20 protein-coding genes are annotated in these 14,257 nt (G+C 72.1%); 14 read left to right on the top strand and 6 right to left on the bottom strand.

Annotation, left to right across the window (positions count from 1 at the left end):
• Positions 1 to 6: 6 nt before the first annotated feature.
• Positions 7 to 603 carry a histidine phosphatase family protein gene (locus MKK55_RS01740; RefSeq protein ID WP_147842642.1) on the bottom strand — a complete coding sequence of 199 codons (597 nt, stop codon included), beginning with the start codon at positions 601 to 603 and terminating at the stop codon, positions 7 to 9.
• A 189-nt stretch (positions 604 to 792) separates the two neighbouring features.
• On the opposite strand from MKK55_RS01740, the gene MKK55_RS01735 reads away from it, so the two are divergent.
• Both MKK55_RS01735 and MKK55_RS01730 read left to right on the top strand, forming a co-directional pair.
• Positions 793 to 1,791, top strand: coding sequence for a polyphosphate kinase 2 family protein (locus tag MKK55_RS01735; RefSeq protein ID WP_147728845.1), 999 nt, complete (start codon positions 793 to 795; stop codon positions 1,789 to 1,791).
• A 24-nt stretch (positions 1,792 to 1,815) separates the two neighbouring features.
• Complete coding sequence (locus MKK55_RS01730) at positions 1,816 to 2,163, top strand: AAA family ATPase (protein WP_243932979.1); 348 nt, start codon at positions 1,816 to 1,818, stop codon at positions 2,161 to 2,163.
• A gap of 27 nt (positions 2,164 to 2,190) precedes the next feature.
• Here the strand turns inward: MKK55_RS01730 and fabI are convergent, their stop codons facing one another.
• From fabI to MKK55_RS01715, 3 genes are all read right to left on the bottom strand, one after another.
• A complete protein-coding gene (gene fabI / locus MKK55_RS01725; RefSeq protein ID WP_243932978.1) occupies positions 2,191 to 3,057 on the bottom strand; it encodes an enoyl-ACP reductase FabI in 867 nt (288 codons plus the stop codon).
• Positions 3,058 to 3,196: 139 nt separating this feature from the next.
• Positions 3,197 to 4,099, bottom strand: coding sequence for a DnaJ C-terminal domain-containing protein (locus tag MKK55_RS01720; RefSeq protein WP_243932344.1), 903 nt, complete (start codon positions 4,097 to 4,099; stop codon positions 3,197 to 3,199).
• A gap of 171 nt (positions 4,100 to 4,270) precedes the next feature.
• Positions 4,271 to 4,765 carry an RT0821/Lpp0805 family surface protein gene (locus tag MKK55_RS01715; RefSeq protein ID WP_243932345.1) on the bottom strand — a complete coding sequence of 165 codons (495 nt, stop codon included), beginning with the start codon at positions 4,763 to 4,765 and terminating at the stop codon, positions 4,271 to 4,273.
• Positions 4,766 to 4,968: 203 nt separating this feature from the next.
• Here MKK55_RS01715 and pdxH point away from each other — a divergent pair, with 203 nt between their 5' ends.
• Positions 4,969 to 5,547, top strand: coding sequence for a pyridoxamine 5'-phosphate oxidase (gene pdxH, locus MKK55_RS01710; protein WP_279595939.1), 579 nt, complete (start codon positions 4,969 to 4,971; stop codon positions 5,545 to 5,547).
• Positions 5,548 to 5,554: 7 nt separating this feature from the next.
• On the opposite strand, the gene MKK55_RS01705 is transcribed toward pdxH, so the two are convergent.
• Complete coding sequence (locus MKK55_RS01705; RefSeq protein WP_243932977.1) at positions 5,555 to 6,106, bottom strand: carboxymuconolactone decarboxylase family protein; 552 nt, start codon at positions 6,104 to 6,106, stop codon at positions 5,555 to 5,557.
• Positions 6,107 to 6,367: 261 nt separating this feature from the next.
• Here MKK55_RS01705 and MKK55_RS01700 point away from each other — a divergent pair, with 261 nt between their 5' ends.
• The 5 genes from MKK55_RS01700 to MKK55_RS01680 all read left to right on the top strand — a co-directional run bounded on the left by MKK55_RS01700 (position 6,368) and on the right by MKK55_RS01680 (position 9,529).
• On the top strand, positions 6,368 to 7,090 hold the full coding sequence (locus MKK55_RS01700; RefSeq protein ID WP_147728807.1) for an SDR family NAD(P)-dependent oxidoreductase: 723 nt from the start codon (positions 6,368 to 6,370) through the stop codon (positions 7,088 to 7,090).
• Entirely contained in the window at positions 7,083 to 8,189 is a 1,107-nt protein-coding gene (locus tag MKK55_RS01695) for a hypothetical protein (protein WP_243932975.1), read from the top strand. The genes MKK55_RS01700 and MKK55_RS01695 overlap by 8 nt, the downstream gene beginning before the upstream one ends.
• Positions 8,190 to 8,215: 26 nt before the next feature.
• Complete coding sequence (locus MKK55_RS01690) at positions 8,216 to 8,650, top strand: NUDIX hydrolase (protein ID WP_147728810.1); 435 nt, start codon at positions 8,216 to 8,218, stop codon at positions 8,648 to 8,650.
• A 26-nt stretch (positions 8,651 to 8,676) separates the two neighbouring features.
• Positions 8,677 to 9,114, top strand: coding sequence for a TIGR02301 family protein (locus tag MKK55_RS01685; RefSeq protein ID WP_243932991.1), 438 nt, complete (start codon positions 8,677 to 8,679; stop codon positions 9,112 to 9,114).
• A gap of 160 nt (positions 9,115 to 9,274) precedes the next feature.
• The gene (locus MKK55_RS01680) at positions 9,275 to 9,529 is read left to right on the top strand and encodes a hypothetical protein (RefSeq protein ID WP_147728485.1); all 255 of its coding nucleotides are present in this window, start codon (positions 9,275 to 9,277) and stop codon (positions 9,527 to 9,529) included.
• Between the two features lie 25 nt (positions 9,530 to 9,554).
• Here MKK55_RS01680 and MKK55_RS01675 read toward each other — a convergent pair whose 3' ends face one another.
• A complete protein-coding gene (locus tag MKK55_RS01675; protein WP_243932973.1) occupies positions 9,555 to 10,892 on the bottom strand; it encodes a dihydroorotase in 1,338 nt (445 codons plus the stop codon).
• Positions 10,893 to 11,010: 118 nt separating this feature from the next.
• Between MKK55_RS01675 and MKK55_RS01670 the strand changes: the two genes are divergently transcribed.
• The 6 genes from MKK55_RS01670 to MKK55_RS01645 all read left to right on the top strand — a co-directional run.
• Complete coding sequence (locus MKK55_RS01670; protein WP_147728483.1) at positions 11,011 to 11,859, top strand: YgfZ/GcvT domain-containing protein; 849 nt, start codon at positions 11,011 to 11,013, stop codon at positions 11,857 to 11,859.
• Positions 11,860 to 12,495, top strand: coding sequence for a DNA-3-methyladenine glycosylase I (locus tag MKK55_RS01665; protein ID WP_147728482.1), 636 nt, complete (start codon positions 11,860 to 11,862; stop codon positions 12,493 to 12,495).
• A gap of 29 nt (positions 12,496 to 12,524) precedes the next feature.
• On the top strand, positions 12,525 to 13,085 hold the full coding sequence (locus MKK55_RS01660) for a hydrolase (RefSeq protein ID WP_147728487.1): 561 nt from the start codon (positions 12,525 to 12,527) through the stop codon (positions 13,083 to 13,085).
• Positions 13,086 to 13,111: 26 nt separating this feature from the next.
• Positions 13,112 to 13,624 (top strand): tyrosine phosphatase family protein, encoded by a 513-nt coding sequence (locus MKK55_RS01655; RefSeq protein ID WP_147728481.1) that lies wholly within the window; start codon positions 13,112 to 13,114, stop codon positions 13,622 to 13,624.
• A 144-nt stretch (positions 13,625 to 13,768) separates the two neighbouring features.
• A complete protein-coding gene (locus tag MKK55_RS01650) occupies positions 13,769 to 14,029 on the top strand; it encodes an exodeoxyribonuclease VII small subunit (protein ID WP_147728480.1) in 261 nt (86 codons plus the stop codon).
• 81 nt (positions 14,030 to 14,110) lie between these two features.
• Positions 14,111 to 14,257: 1-deoxy-D-xylulose-5-phosphate synthase N-terminal domain-containing protein (locus MKK55_RS01645; protein ID WP_243932353.1), on the top strand; the 147-nt coding region annotated here is incomplete at its 3' end.

Genomic DNA, 14,257 nt, shown 5'->3' with positions numbered 1-14,257 from the left:
CAAACCTCAGGCCCAGCGCCATCCGGCCGCGTCCACGACGAGCACCGAGCCCTGGCGGACGGCGATCCGCGGGGCGGCCTTGATGTCGAGGTGGCCGAGCGCCACCAACATCGCGCGGGCGACGCCGCCATGGGCGACCACGACGGTGGCCGGCGCCAGGTCGGAAAAGACCGGCGCGACGCGCTCGGTCAGCATCGCGTAGCTCTCGGCGCCGCTGCCCGAGGGGCGATAGCCCCAGCGGTCGCGGTCGCGCGCGCCGGCGCCGCCGGGATCGCGGCGGCGGATCTCGGCCCAGGTCTGCCCTTCCCACGCCCCGAAATGGATCTCCATCAGCCGGGGATCGCTGCGGTACTCGGTCGGCGCGAGGCCGAGGCGGTCGCGCAGGATCTCCATGGTGCGCCGCGTGCGGCTCAGGGGGCTCGCGATGAAGTCGGCCTCGGCGAGCCGGTCGCCCGCGAGCGCCGCGAGCCGGTCCGCGGCGTCCGCCGCCTGCCCCTGCCCGACGGCGTTGAGGCCGATGTCGCGCTGCCCCTGCAAGCGCCCCTCGGCGTTCCAGTCGGTCTGCCCGTGCCGGATGAAGTAGATCGTCGGGATGGGCCTCACGCTCCGGCGGTTCCGGTCGGCGCCCTCACCGGTCGCGTCCTGAGCGAAGGTCTCGCGGCGGCTGCGCGGGCGGGTTCATGAGCGTGGCGTCCATCGGGCATGGCGGTCTGAAGGGCTCGGGTCGCCCTCGGATGCAAGGCGGGTGCCCGATCTAGGCCGGGACGCGATCGGTCGGTAGAAGGTCTGTCCATGAGCAAGAAGCACCGCAAGACGGATCGGCGCCAGAAGGCGGGGACAGCCGGTGTGACAAAGTCGCCGGACCGTTCCGTCGAGGATGCCCGGCGCAAAGCGCCCTCCTCCTCCCTGTGGGCGGCCGCGACGGCCGAGATCGCAGGCATCGCGCCCGCGCTGATCGATGCGCACGGTCCCGCCTCCGTCGCGGCGGCCGACGGCATCGTCACCGTCGTGCCGGGCAGCCGGTTCGATCTCGCGAAGGTCGACGCCGACGCCGACGGCGGCTTCGACAAGGACTGGGCGAAGGCGGCGCTCGCCACCGAGCGCACGCGGATCCAGGCGCTTCAGGAAAAGCTCTACGCCGAGCGGCAGCGCAGCCTGCTCGTGGTGTTCCAGGCGATCGACACCGGCGGAAAGGACGGCACCATCCGCGCGGTCCTGGAAGGCGTGAACCCGCAAGGCTGCACGGTCGCCTCGTTCAAGGTGCCGTCGACCGAGGAGCGCGAGCACGACTTCCTGTGGCGCTACCACCAGCGCACGCCCGGGCGCGGGATGATCGGCGTGTTCAATCGCAGCCACTACGAGGACGTGCTGGTGGTGCGCGTGAAGGGCCTGGTGCCGGAGCCGGTCTGGCAGGCGCGCTACGGCCTGATCAACGACTTCGAGCGCCTGCTCACCGAATCCGGCACCCACATCCTGAAATTCTTCCTGCACATCTCGAAGGACGAGCAGAAGCAGCGCCTGGAAGCGCGGATCGCGAACCCGGACAAGCACTGGAAGTTCGATCCGGCCGACCTGGTCGAGCGCAAGTCCTGGGATGCCTATCAAGCGGCGTTCTCGGACGCGCTGACCCGATGCTCGACGCCGCATGCGCCCTGGCACGTGGTGCCGGCCAACCGGAAGTGGTTCCGCAACCTCGTCATCGCCCGCACCATCGCCGACACGCTGGACGCGATGGACCCGCAGTTCCCGGAAGCAGTGGCGGGCATCGCGGATCTGGTCGTGCCGGACTGACGGCGCCGCGAGGCACGGTTCGGGATGGTGTTTCCCGATTATCCGAAGCGGATCTTCGAAGCCTCCGAGCTCTCCGATGGGACGCTCCGGTTCCTCGCCCTCGCGGGAGCCCTGCTCGCCTACTGGCTTCCGCCTTTCGTCGCCCTGAACGAGCCCGAGGCGAGCCTGCACCCTGACCTGCTGGCTCCCCTCGCTCGCATGATCGTCAAGGCGGCCGAACGCACGCAGGTCTGGCTCGTGACCCATTCCGAACGGCTGGCCGACGCAGTCCTCGACGAGCGGGGCGCGAAGCCCCACCGCGTGATCAAGCGCCAGGGCGCGACCTGGATCGCCGGGCTGAAGCTGTCGGGGAATTTCGAGGACGGTGATTGACGCCGGCCTTCGCCGGCGCGCCCGCCCTCAATCCTTGTCGAGGCTCAGGTCCGGCGCCTCGGGGTTCTTCATGCCGACCACGTGGTAGCCGGCGTCGACGTGCAGGATCTCGCCGGTCATGCCGCGGGACATGTCGGAGATCAGGTAGGCGGCGGTCTCGCCGACCTCGCCGATCGTCACCGTGCGCCGCAGGGGGGCGTTGTACTCGTTCCACTTCAGAATGTAGCGGAAGTCGCCGATGCCGGAGGCGGCGAGCGTCTTGATCGGGCCGGCCGAGATCGCGTTGACGCGGATGTTCGAGGGGCCGAGATCGGCGGCGAGGTAGCGCACCGAGGCTTCGAGCGCGGCCTTGGCGACGCCCATGACGTTGTAGTGCGGCATCCACTTCTCGGCGCCGTAATAGGTCAGCGTCAGGAGCGAGCCGCCGTTCGGCATGATCTTCTCGGCGCGCTGCGCGACGGCCGTGAACGAGTAGCACGAGATCATGAGCGACTTGGTGAAGTTCGCCTCGGTCGTCTCGACGTAGCGCCCGGTCAGCTCGTCCTTGTCCGAGAAGGCGATGCAGTGGACGACGAAATCGATGCCCTCGGGGAAGATCTCGGCGGTCGCCGCGAACACCGCGTCGATCGAGGCCGGGTCGGTGACGTCGCAATGGCCGACGACGTGGGCGTCGAGCTCGCGCGCCAGGGGCTCGACGCGCTTCTTCAGGGCGTCGCCCTGGTAGGTGAAGGCCAGCTTGGCACCGTGGGCATGCGCGCTCTTGGCGATGCCCCAGGCGATCGAGCGGTTGTTGGCGACGCCGAGCACGAGGCCGCGCTTGCCCGCGAGCAGGTTGCTGCCCGGCGCGGCGTCCCTGCCCGCGCCCTGCTCGTCCGTTGCGTCGAAAGCCGCCATGCCACACCCGAAAATTCGCTTCGGCACCCGGGACTCCCGGCCGCCCCGCTCGACGGGGCGGCGGTCTCGCGCCGGAGGCATCCTTAGCGGAGGCGCGTCGGGGACGGAAGTCCGCCGGATCGGCGCGATACGCCGCCGGCTACTCGGCCCGCGCGGTGCGCCGGCTCCTCACGAACTCGGTCAAGGCCGCGTCGTCCGCGGGCAGCTGGATCGCGGTGACGGCGAGCAGGTCGCCGCGGGTGCCGTCCTTCTTCGGCAGGCCCTTGCCGCGGAGGCGGAAGGTGCGGCCGGACGAGGTCATCGGCGGCATCTTCATCTCGACGGCGCCGGTCAGGGTCGGCACGCGGATCGCGCCGCCGAGCACCGCATCCTCGAGCGGCAGGTCGACGGTGGCGCGCAGGTCGGCGCCCTCGACGGTGAAGCGGGCATGCGGCAGCACCCGGATCGTCAGAAGCGCATCGCCCGGCTCGGAGCGCGGGCCGCCGGGCGAGCCGAGGCCGCGCAGGCGGATCGTCTGCCCGTCCACGACGCCCTTCGGGATCATCACGTCGAACTCGCGGCCGCCCGGCAGGCCGACCCGCAGCTTCTCCTCGCTGCCGATCTGCTCGAGGGTGACGCCGAGCTCGGCCGCCACGTCCTCGCCGCGGGCGGGCGGGCGCTGGCCCGGCCCGGCGCCGCCGGCGCGGAACGCCTCGCCGAACAGGTGCGAGAAGATGTCCTCCCCGACGCCCCCCGCCGGGCCGCCACGGCCGCGGGCCGCGTTGTTGAAGTCGAACCCGCCGGCGCGGCCGCCGCCGAAGCCCTCGAACCCGGTCGCGCGCGGCTTGCCGTCGGCGTCGATCTCGCCACGGTCGAACTGACGGCGCTTCTCCGGCTCGCCGAGGATCTCGTAGGCGGCGTTCGCCTCGGCGAAGCGATCCTTCGCCTTCGCGTCCTTGTTGGTGTCCGGATGGTAGGTCTTGGCGAGCTTGCGGTAGGCCTTCTTGATCTCGGCCTCGCCGGCGCCCTTGGGGACGCCCAGCACCTCGTAGGGATTGCGCATCGGTCTCTTGAACTTCGTGGTTTCGCGCCGGCTGTGGAGCAGCGGCCATCCAGGCCGCATGTGGGCGGCCTGTTGCTCTCGCGCAACGTAGGGGCAACGAGACTCGGCGCAAGCGCGGCCGGCGTCAACCCGAACGCATCACGCGGCCGAGCCGCCTCGCATCGTTCGCGCTCAGCTCGTCTTGCCCGATCCGGCCTTGCCGGTGCGGATGCGCTTGAGTTCCCACTCGCCGCCGGACGGCTTGCAACCGGTGCCGCGCACGAAGCGGTTGTTCCCGGGGGCGATCACGCTGGCGAGGAAATCGCGGCAGATCAGGTCGTGGGCGACGTAGGGCAGCCCGGTCGGGTTGATCGTGCCGCGCAGGCTGGTCTCGGGGTTGTCCCACTTCACCGGCTTGCCATTGCCCTGCGGGTCGAGGGCGACCGAGAGCGCGGCGTAGGCGCGGCGCCAATCCTCCTCGCCCAGGTCCGAGCCGAAGCTCGTCGGGCGCCGGCTGATGCTGCCGGTGACGATCGGCTCGTCGGCGACGGTCTCCGCCCTGGCCTCGGGATTGGCATCCGCCCGGAAGATCAGGAGCGGCTGGCTGCAGCCGCAGAGCATCGACGCGAGACCCGCGGCCAGTGCCACCGGCGCGAGCCGCCCCGCCCGCGCTTCCCCCCGCGGCATCGCCGCAGCCCCTTCCTTCTTGTCGCGACGACGCATTACACCTGAACCCGAGACCCTGAACCCAAGACGAGATGGCGCGTAAGTGTGCTCCAACGTCGGTGCCCCCCGACCCGGATCTCACAACGGAGGATTAAGTCGTGGACGCGTTAAAGATCGATGAGTCGGGCGGGCGCGATGCGGTCCCGGATGCCGCCGACTTCACCCTGAGCGACGATCCGTTCGGCCTGTTCGCCGCCTGGATGGCCGAGGCGACGGCGTCCGAGCCCGAGGACGCCAACGCGATCGCGCTGGCCACCACAGGCGCGGACGGCCTGCCCGACGTGCGGATGGTGCTGCTGAAGGGCTTCGACGAGCGCGGCTTCGTCTTCTACACCAACGTCGAATCGGCCAAGGGCGAGGAGCTTGCCGCCAACCCGCAGGCCGCCTTCGTGCTGCATTGGAAGAGCCTGCGCCGGCAGATCCGCGTCCGCGGTCCGGTGTCGCGAGTGACGCCCGAGGAGGCGGACGCCTACTTCGCCAGCCGCCACCGCGACAGCCGGCTCGGCGCCATCGCCAGCCGTCAGTCGCGCCCGCTCGCGGGCCGCGACGCGCTGATGGCGGAGGTGGCGGAGCTGTCGGCCCGCTACGAGGACGGGCCGGTGCCGCGGCCGGAGAACTGGACCGGGTTCCGGATCGCCCCGGTGGCGATGGAGTTCTGGCGCAACGGCGACTACCGCCTGCACGACCGCGTCCGGTTCACCCGCAACGGCGAGGGCTGGGATCGGTCGCGCCTCTATCCCTGAGAAGCCGCTACGGGATCAGGGGCGGCAGCGGCGGCGCGACACCCTCCGGCAGGGCGGTGCGGGCGACGTTCATCGTCATCGCGAGCAGGGCGTAATAGCCGTTGATCCCGGTGAGATCGATCGCGCCCTGCTCGCCGTAGAGCGCGACGAGGGCCGCGTAGGTCGGGTCGCTCACCGCCTTGTTGCGCTGGAGCTCGGTCGAGAACGCGTAGACCGCGGCTTCCTCGGCCGACATGCCCTCCGGCCGCCGGCCTTCGGCGATCGCCTGCGCCACGTCCGCGTCGACGCCGGCCTTCAGCGCGATCGGATGGTGGATCTGCCACTCGATCTGCTGGCTCCACTCGCGGGCGACGATCAGGATGGCGAACTCGCTGATGCTGAGCGGCAGAACGCTGTCGTGGCGCAGGTATAGGCCCATGTCGCTCGCGCGCAGCATCAAGTCGGGGCTGCGCAGCAGCGGCACGAACGGGCCGAAGACCGGCGTCTTGCGCGCTGCGAAGAACGCGTCCGACGCCGCGAGCTGCGCCGGGGTGAGCCGATCCGCGGAAATGGCGGGCATGCGATCGGTGGGGCGGGCCGTGGTCGGCATGAGGGGGCGATCCGGTGCGAGGGGCTGCGGAGCCCCGGTGATCCCGCCGCATCGGTGCCCGGTCAAGCGTCCCCGCCGGTGTTGCGACGCGGCGAAGTCCCTGGATTTTCGGGCCGGCTGCGCTTAGACCTTGGGCTCAGCGCGGCGGCCCGCCGGGGGTGCCCCGGCGCCGACCCCGATCGGAAGCGAGGCACGGCCTTGGCCATACCCGGAAACGAACGCCGTCGCGTCATGCTGCTCACCGGGGCGAGCCGGGGCATCGGCCACGCCACCGTCAAGCGCTTCTCCGCGGCGGGATGGCGGGTGATCACCTGCTCGCGCCACGCCTTTCCCGAGAACTGCCCGTGGGAGATGGGCCCGGAGGACCACCTCCAGGTCGACCTCGCCGACGCCGAGGATACCGTGCGCGGGGTCCGCGAGGTCGCCGAGCGGCTGTCGATCGAGGGCGGCCTGCTCCACGCGCTGGTTAACAATGCCGGCATCTCGCCCAAGGGGCCGAACGGCGAGCGCCTCGGCGCCCTGCCGACCGACTTCGCCACCTGGCAGCGGGTGTTCCAGGTGAACTTCTTCGCGCCCGTGCTGCTCGCCCAGGGCCTGCGCGACGAGCTCGCCCGCGCCAAGGGGTCGATCGTCAACGTCACCTCGATCGCCGGGTCGCGCGTCCACCCGTTCGCGGGCGCGGCCTACGGCACCTCGAAGTCGGCGCTGGCCGGCCTGACCCGCGAGATGGCCGCCGATTTCGGGCCGCTGGGCGTGCGCGTGAACGCGATCTCGCCCGGCGAGATCGACACCGCGATCCTGTCGCCCGGAACCGACAAGCTGGTCGAGCAGATCCCGCAGCGCCGCCTCGGCACGCCCGACGAGGTCGCCAAGGCGATCTACTTCCTGTGCACCGAGGCGTCGTCCTACGTGAACGGCGCCGAGCTGCACATCAACGGCGGGCAGCATGTCTGACCGGCTGTCCCGCTGGTTGCTCCTCGTCGTTCTCGCCGCCACGCCCGCCGCCGCCGAGCCGGCGGTCACGATCCTCGATCTGCCGTTCCAGGCGACCGCGATGCGCGGGCCGCGGAGCGATGTCGCCGTCGCGGTGGCGACGTCCGGGCTGATCCCGCTCGCCCGGCCGACGGCGGCGCCGGCCGCGCCGGACGTCGGCGAGGAGGAGAGCGCGCCCCTCGTCGTGGTCTGGGGCAAGGAGGGCGGCGCGGCCCTGAGCCTCGTCGACGGTGCGATCAGGACGACGCTGCTCGGTGCCGAGGCGATCGACGGACTGACGGCAGCCGAGACGCCGCGCGGGGCCGTTCCGGGCTCGCGCCGTACGCTGTCGGGTGCGGCCTCCGCCTACCTGACCGGGGCCACCCGCGCGATCGGCGCCGCCCCCTCGGCGGCGGGCCTCACCATCCGCGAGCGCCAGCCGGTGGCGATGGGCGGCGATCCGAAGCCGGTGCCGGTCTCGACCGTGACGGTCGCCGCCGGCCCGGACGCGACCTTCGCCCTCGCGAGGCCGCGCGCCGTGCGCCTCGCCGGACGCCAGGCCTTCGTCGCGGCGACGCTCCACGGCGGCGATGCGTCGGGTCTGGCCCTCGTCACCCGCGCCGGTATCGGCGACTGGGCCGTCACCGCCCGGACGCCCTCCCAGGATGGCGCTCCGCTGCGGATCGCCGCCGTCGCCGATTTCGCCAGGACCGGGTCGCCGCAGGTCGCCGCGGTTCTAGCGAAGGGCGGGCGCCTCCAGCTTTGGACGCCCGCCGTCGACGCCTTCACCCTCGCCGGCGAGGCGCCGGGCTACGCCTCCGGCCCGGGCGACGTCGATCTCGCCGCCGCGGTCGAGGGCGAAGGCAGCGCGCAGGCGGACCTCGCTCTGCCCGTCGCCGACAATTCGGCCATCGCCCTGGTCTCGCTGAAGGGCGGCATCAGGGAGCGCGCGCGGATCGCGCTGCCCGCCCCCGCCGCCTACGGCGTCGCCGCGCTCGGGCGCGGGACGAAGGTGCGCATCCTCGTCGGCCTGTCCGACGGACGCGTCGCGGTCGTCGCGCCGGATGGGACGAAGCCGTGAGCGAGGCCGATGCGCGATTGTTTCCCATGCGCCCCTTCGTCGGCGCGTCGATCGCGGTGATCCGCGGCGACCGGGTGCTGCTGGCGGCGCGCGCCAATGCGCCGATGCGCGGCGTCTGGACCCTCCCCGGCGGGCTGGTCGAAGCCGGCGAGGCGATCGCCGACGCCGCCCTGCGCGAGCTCAAGGAGGAGGTCGGCCTCGACGCCGAGATGATCGGCGTCCTGCCGCCGACCGAGATCATCCAGCGCGAGCCCGACGGTCGCGTGCGCCATCACTACGTCGTCCACCCCCATGCGGCCCTCTGGATCGGCGGCGAGCCGGAGGCCGGCCCCGAAGCCCTCGCCGTCCGCTGGGCGACGCGCGACGAGATCGCCGACCTCGAAACGACGCCGGGTCTCGCCGACACGCTGGCGGACGCCTTCGCGAAGGTCGCCGCCCGTCGACCCGGGGACCGCCCGTGATCGGCAAGCCGTCCTTCCTGCATCTCATCCTGCCGGTCCTCGCGGTCGGCGCCGGCTTCGCCGTTTCCGCGCACGCTCCGGCGCTTGCGCAGCAGCGCCCCCCGGCGCGGCAAGCCCCGAAGCCTGCCGAGAAGGAGCCGCCCCCGCCGCCCCCGGAGCAGGCCGCCCCCTACGACCGCGACCTGACGCGGCTGTCCGAGATCATCGGATCGCTGGCCTTCCTGCGCGAGCTGTGCGCGGGTGCCGACGCCGCCGAGTGGCCGAACCGGATGAAGGCGCTGATCGAGGCCGAGGGCGTTACCCCCGGACGGCGCGACCGCCTCGCCGGGGCGTACAACCGCGGCTACCGCGGCTACGCCTCCACCTACCGCGTCTGCACGCCGGCCGCGCACGAGGCGGCGGGCCGCTTCGTGGCCGAGGGGGAGCGCCTGTCGCACGCGCTGGCCGGCCGTTTCGGCGGTTGATGCAAACCGGCCACACGGCAGAAGCATCCGGGGAAACCGTCGTATTCGACCATCCGCGTTAACCGCTTCGCAATTCCCGGCTGGTCGCGGACCCGTGAGCCGCCTATCATCCTTTCCGTACGCCGGGCCTCCAGCCCGCGCGCAACGGATGCGACGCGCCATGCAGAACAGCACTCAGACCGCCCCGTTCGAAGCCGACGTGGACGAGAAGCGCGCCGCCCTGGGCTACGTGTCCGAGGCGTTCGCCGAGGGCTGCCTCGACGGTCTCGACGGCGACTGCATGGCGCAGGCGGCCCTGTTCGCCGCCTTCCAGGAACTGGTCATGACCTACGGCGAGGAGGCCACCGCCCGCTACGCCGAGGGATTCCCCGAGCGCATCCGCGGCGGCGCCTTCACCACCGCGCTCCAGCACTGATCCCGATGCCGCGGCTGGCGCGGGCTCAGGCCCGTGCCAGCGCCTCCTCGAAGGTCACGGCCTCGCCGCGCGACGGCGCGGTCAGCACACCGTCCCACATCACGCGGGCCCCGCGCACCACCGTCCCCACCGGCCATCCGGTCACGGTCTTGCCGTCGTAGGGCGTCCAGGCACTCTTCGAGGCGATCCAGGCATTGCGGATCGTCTCGCGGCGCTTGAGGTCGACCACCGTCACGTCGGCGTCGTAGCCGATCGCGAGCCGCCCCTTGCGTGCGATGCCGAACAGGCGCTTCGGCCCGGCGCTCGTCAGGTCGACGAAGCGCTCGAGCGACAGCCGTCCGGCCGCGACGTGGTCGAGCATGATCGGCACCAGCGTCTGCACCCCGGTCATCCCCGAGGGCGAGTCCGGATAGGGCTTGGCCTTCTCGTCGAGCTGGTGCGGCGCGTGATCCGAGCCGAGGATGTCGGCGACGCCCTGCCCGAGACCCCACCAGATCCTTCGGCGATGCGCATCGCCGCGGACCGGCGGGTTCATCTGCACGAGCGTGCCGAGCCGCGCATAGGCCTCGTCGCCGTCGAGGGTGAGGTGATGCGGCGTCACCTCGACGCTCGCCACGTCCTTGTGGTCGGCGAGGTAGTCCATCTCGTCGCCGGTCGAGATGTGCAGGATGTGGATGCGGGCGCCGGTCTCCCGCGCCAAGGCCACCAACCGCCGCGTCGCCGCCATCGCCACCTCCGGCGAGCGCCAGACCGGGTGCGAGGACGGGTCGCCGGGGACGCGGAGATCCTTGCGCGCGCGCAGCATCGGCTCGTCCTCGGAGTGGAAGGCGGCGCGGCGGCGGATCGCCGTGAGGATGGCGCGCACGCCCGCATCGTCCTCGACCAGCAGCGACCCGGTCGAGGACCCGACGAACACCTTGATGCCGGCGGCGCCGGGCAGCCGCTCCAATTCGGCGAGCTGCGCCACGTTCTCGTGGGTGCCGCCGACCCAGAACGCGAAATCGCAATGCATCCGGTGATGCGCGCGGGCCACCTTGTCGGCGAGCGCGTCCGCGCTGGTGGTGAGCGGGTTGGTGTTCGGCATCTCGAACACGGCGGTGACGCCACCCATCACGGCCGCCCGCGAGCCGGATTCGAGATCTTCCTTGTGGTCGAGGCCGGGCTCTCGGAAATGCACCTGGGTGTCGATCACGCCGGGCAGCAGGTGCAGGCCGGCGCAATCCTGCCGCTCGGCACTGGCTGCCTGCGCGAGGTCGCCGATCGCCGCGATGCGCCCGCCGCGGATGCCGAGGTCGGCAAGGTGCGTCCCGTCCTGGTTCACCACCGTGCCGCCGGAGAGGACGAGGTCGAAGGGCTGGTCCATCGGGGATGCCATCGGAAACGCCTTGGTTGAGGCCGGGTCCCGGGCGGCTTATGTCACGCCTCATCCTCGCGCAATCGCGCGGCCTTAAAGGCCCGATCGGGCCGAGTGAGGACTTGCCATGCCGATTGCCCTGCTGCCGGACCGCGCCCTCGTCACCGTGACCGGGCCGGACGCCACCGCCCTGCTCCAGGGCGTGATCACCTGCAACGTCGACACGCTGGGCGAGGCGGAGGCGCGCCTCGGCGCCCTGCTGACGCCGCAGGGCAAGATCCAGTTCGACTTCCTGATCTCGCGGATCGGCGACGGGTACCGCCTCGACGTGCCGGCCGAGCAGGCTGCGGCGCTCGCCAAGCGCCTGACCCTCTATCGCCTGCGCGCGAAGGTCGAGATCGCGGTCGATCCGACCATCGCCATCGCCGCATCCTGGGACGGCGCCACCACTGCCGTCGAGGTCGACGCCGTGGCCGACGCCCGGGCCGAAGGCCTCGGCGCGCGGCTCTACGCGGCGGCGGGCGCCTTCTCCGCGGACGCGTCCGAAGCGGAGTACCACGCTCACCGCATCGCGCTCGGGATCCCCGAGGGCGGGCGCGACTTCCCGTTCAGCGACGCCTTCCCGCACGAGGCGCTGATGGACCAGCTCGGCGGCGTCGACTTCCGCAAGGGCTGCTACGTCGGCCAGGAGGTGGTCTCGCGGATGCAGCACCGCGGCACAGCCCGCACCCGCATGCTGCCCGCCACCTATCCCGCTGGCGAGGCGGCCGCGCCCGGCTCCGAGATCACCGCCGGCGCCAAGGTGCTCGGCGTGACGGGGAGCCGTGCCGCCGGGCGCGGCCTCGCGATGCTGCGCCTCGACCGGCTCGCCGACGCGATCGCGGCCGGCGAGCCCCTGCGTGCCGACGGCAAGGTGCTGACCGTGGAGCGCCCGGCCTTCGCCAGCTTCGCGATGCCGGACGTCGCGGCGGGCTGAATGACCGAGGCATCGCATCCGGTCGAAGGCCTCGTCCGCCATCCCGACGGCTGCGCCCGGTGCTGGTGGGCGGGGCTCGATCCGCTCTACGTCGCCTATCACGATGGCGAATGGGGCGTGCCCGAGCACGACGGCCGCGCGCTCTACGAGAAGCTGATTCTCGACGGCTTCCAGGCCGGGCTGTCGTGGATCACGATCCTGCGCCGGCGCGACGGCTTCCGCCGCGCCTTCGCCGCGTTCGATCCAGAGGCCATCGCGCGCTTCACCGAGGCCGACGTGGAGCGGCTGATGCAGGACACCGGCATCATCCGCAACCGCGCCAAGATCGTCGGCACCGTCGCCGGCGCCCGCGCCTGGCTGCGGATCGAGGAGCGCGGATCCGGTTTCTCGCGCTTCCTGTGGGATCACCTGCCGGACGGCCGGCCGATCCAGGGCAGCGCGCGGACCCGCAGCGAGATCCGGACCGAGACCGACGTGTCGCGGCGGATCGCCAAGGCGCTGAAGGCCGAAGGCTTCGCCTTCTGCGGCCCGGTGATCGTCCACGCCTTCATGCAGGCGGTCGGCATGGTCAACGATCACCTCGTCGGCTGCCATCGCCACGCGCCCTGCGCCGCGCTGGCGGAGCCGGGCCGTTGAGCGCGGTGCAGCCGCGGGCGTGGCAGCGGATGCTGTCGGGCCGCCGCCTCGACCTGCTCGACCCTTCCCCCCTCGACATCGAGGTGGCCGACATCGCCCACGGGCTCGCCCGCGTCGCCCGCTGGAACGGGCAGACCGCGGGGCCGCACGTCTTCTCGGTGGCGCAGCACTCGCTGCTGGTCGAGGCGGTCGGCCTGCATCTCACGCCCGGGTGCACGCCGGCACAGGGCCTCGAGCTGCTGCTGCACGATGCGCCGGAATACGTCGTCGGCGACATCATCTCGCCGTTGAAGGCCGCGATCGGCGATTCCTACAAGGGCGTCGAGCGCCGCCTGCTCGCTGCGATCCGCCGGCGCTTCGGGCTCGAGGCGCCGACCCCGGCCTTCGCCCGCCTGGTCAAGCGTGCGGACCGGGTGGCGGCGCATGCCGAGGCGGTGCGGCTCGCCGGATTCGCGCCGGACGAGGCGACGCGCTACTTCGGGCGGCACGAGACCTTGCCCGAGCCGGTCCTCGCCCTGCTCGACCCCTGGCCGACCGCGCAGGCGCAGGCCCGTTATCTAGACCGTTTCGCCGAGCTCGCGAAATCCTGACACCCGACCTAGAACCCGGACCCGAGATGCCGACGCTGCACGTCTGCCCCCTGTCGCGCCTGCCCGAGACCATCGCGGCGACCGGGGCGAGCCACGTCCTGACGCTGCTCAACCTGCCCTCGGCGCCGGAGCGGCCGGCGACGATCGCCGAGGGCTGCCACGCGGTGGTCGGCGTCAGCGACATCGCGGTCGCGACGGACGGGTACGTTCTCCCGGCCGAGGACCACGTGCGCGCCATCCTCGACTTCGTCGCGGCGTGGCCGCGCGAGAAGCCGATGGTGATCCACTGCTACGCCGGCATCAGCCGCTCGACCGCCGCGGCCTACATCGCCGCCTGCGCCCTCGATCCCGCCCGCGACGAGGCCGAGGCCGCCGCGGCGTTACGCCTCGCCTCGCCGTCGGCGACGCCGAACCGCCTGTTCGTCGAGATCGCCGACCGGCTGCTCGGCCGCGACGGCCGGATGGTCTCGGCCGTCGCCGCGATCGGCCGCGGGGCGGACGCCTTCGAGGGCACGCCGTTTCGTTTCGAGCTCGGCTGACCGGTCGAGCCCACCGGCATACCGGTGTGGCGCAAACGTCGCCGCCGGCTGGAAAAACCGCGTGTCTCCGCCCGCCGCGAAGGCACGTGGGGTTGTGGCGGTCGCCGCCTCCGCCTTAGAACCGCACCAAAGGATCCTGTAGGGATGACCGAAAGCCGACCCGACGCGACCGCGATCGCCGCCGACACGCCCTTCGAGAAGGCCCTGGAGCAGCTCGAGGACATCGTCCGCCGCCTGGAGAAGGGCGACGTGGCGCTGGACGAATCGGTGACGATCTACGAGCGCGGCGAGGCGCTGAAGCGCCACTGCGAGATGCTGCTGAAGCGGGCCGAGGCCCGCATCCAGCGCATCACCCTGACACCCGACGGGCGCGCCGAAGGCGTCGCACCCCTGGACGTCGATTGAGATGCGCCGTGCCCGAGCACCGCAGCCTCGTTCGGCGTTCGAGATCGATATGAGGCCGAACCCGTGACGCAGACCCCCTCGATGCCGGCCCCCTCGATTTTGGACGGTTTGTCCGAGACGTCCGCGTTGCGGTTGCTTCCGGAGAGCGATCTCCGGGCGGTGGCGGACGCGGTTCGCTCGGAGATGATCGAGGCCGTGTCGGTGACGGGCGGTCATCTCGGGTCGGGG

The sequence above is a fragment of the Methylobacterium sp. J-059 genome (assembly GCF_022829485.1).
GTDB lineage: Bacteria > Pseudomonadota > Alphaproteobacteria > Rhizobiales > Beijerinckiaceae > Methylobacterium.
Note: the sequence above shows the minus strand (reverse complement) of the source record. Positions and strands in the feature narration are given on the sequence as shown.

Coding starts and splice junctions, on each gene's coding strand:
- MKK55_RS01735 (WP_147728845.1), top strand. CDS start 793: ATGAGCAAGAAGCACCGCAAGACGGATCGGCGCCAGAAGGCGGGGACA.
- MKK55_RS01730 (WP_243932979.1), top strand. CDS start 1,816: ATGGTGTTTCCCGATTATCCGAAGCGGATCTTCGAAGCCTCCGAGCTC.
- fabI (WP_243932978.1), bottom strand. CDS start 3,057: ATGGCGGCTTTCGACGCAACGGACGAGCAGGGCGCGGGCAGGGACGCC.
- MKK55_RS01720 (WP_243932344.1), bottom strand. CDS start 4,099: ATGCGCAATCCCTACGAGGTGCTGGGCGTCCCCAAGGGCGCCGGCGAG.
- MKK55_RS01715 (WP_243932345.1), bottom strand. CDS start 4,765: ATGCCGCGGGGGGAAGCGCGGGCGGGGCGGCTCGCGCCGGTGGCACTG.
- MKK55_RS01705 (WP_243932977.1), bottom strand. CDS start 6,106: ATGCCCGCCATTTCCGCGGATCGGCTCACCCCGGCGCAGCTCGCGGCG.
- MKK55_RS01700 (WP_147728807.1), top strand. CDS start 6,368: ATGCTGCTCACCGGGGCGAGCCGGGGCATCGGCCACGCCACCGTCAAG.
- MKK55_RS01695 (WP_243932975.1), top strand. CDS start 7,083: ATGTCTGACCGGCTGTCCCGCTGGTTGCTCCTCGTCGTTCTCGCCGCC.
- MKK55_RS01690 (WP_147728810.1), top strand. CDS start 8,216: ATGCGCCCCTTCGTCGGCGCGTCGATCGCGGTGATCCGCGGCGACCGG.
- MKK55_RS01680 (WP_147728485.1), top strand. CDS start 9,275: ATGCAGAACAGCACTCAGACCGCCCCGTTCGAAGCCGACGTGGACGAG.
- MKK55_RS01675 (WP_243932973.1), bottom strand. CDS start 10,892: ATGGACCAGCCCTTCGACCTCGTCCTCTCCGGCGGCACGGTGGTGAAC.
- MKK55_RS01670 (WP_147728483.1), top strand. CDS start 11,011: ATGCCGATTGCCCTGCTGCCGGACCGCGCCCTCGTCACCGTGACCGGG.
- MKK55_RS01665 (WP_147728482.1), top strand. CDS start 11,860: ATGACCGAGGCATCGCATCCGGTCGAAGGCCTCGTCCGCCATCCCGAC.
- MKK55_RS01660 (WP_147728487.1), top strand. CDS start 12,525: ATGCTGTCGGGCCGCCGCCTCGACCTGCTCGACCCTTCCCCCCTCGAC.
- MKK55_RS01655 (WP_147728481.1), top strand. CDS start 13,112: ATGCCGACGCTGCACGTCTGCCCCCTGTCGCGCCTGCCCGAGACCATC.
- MKK55_RS01650 (WP_147728480.1), top strand. CDS start 13,769: ATGACCGAAAGCCGACCCGACGCGACCGCGATCGCCGCCGACACGCCC.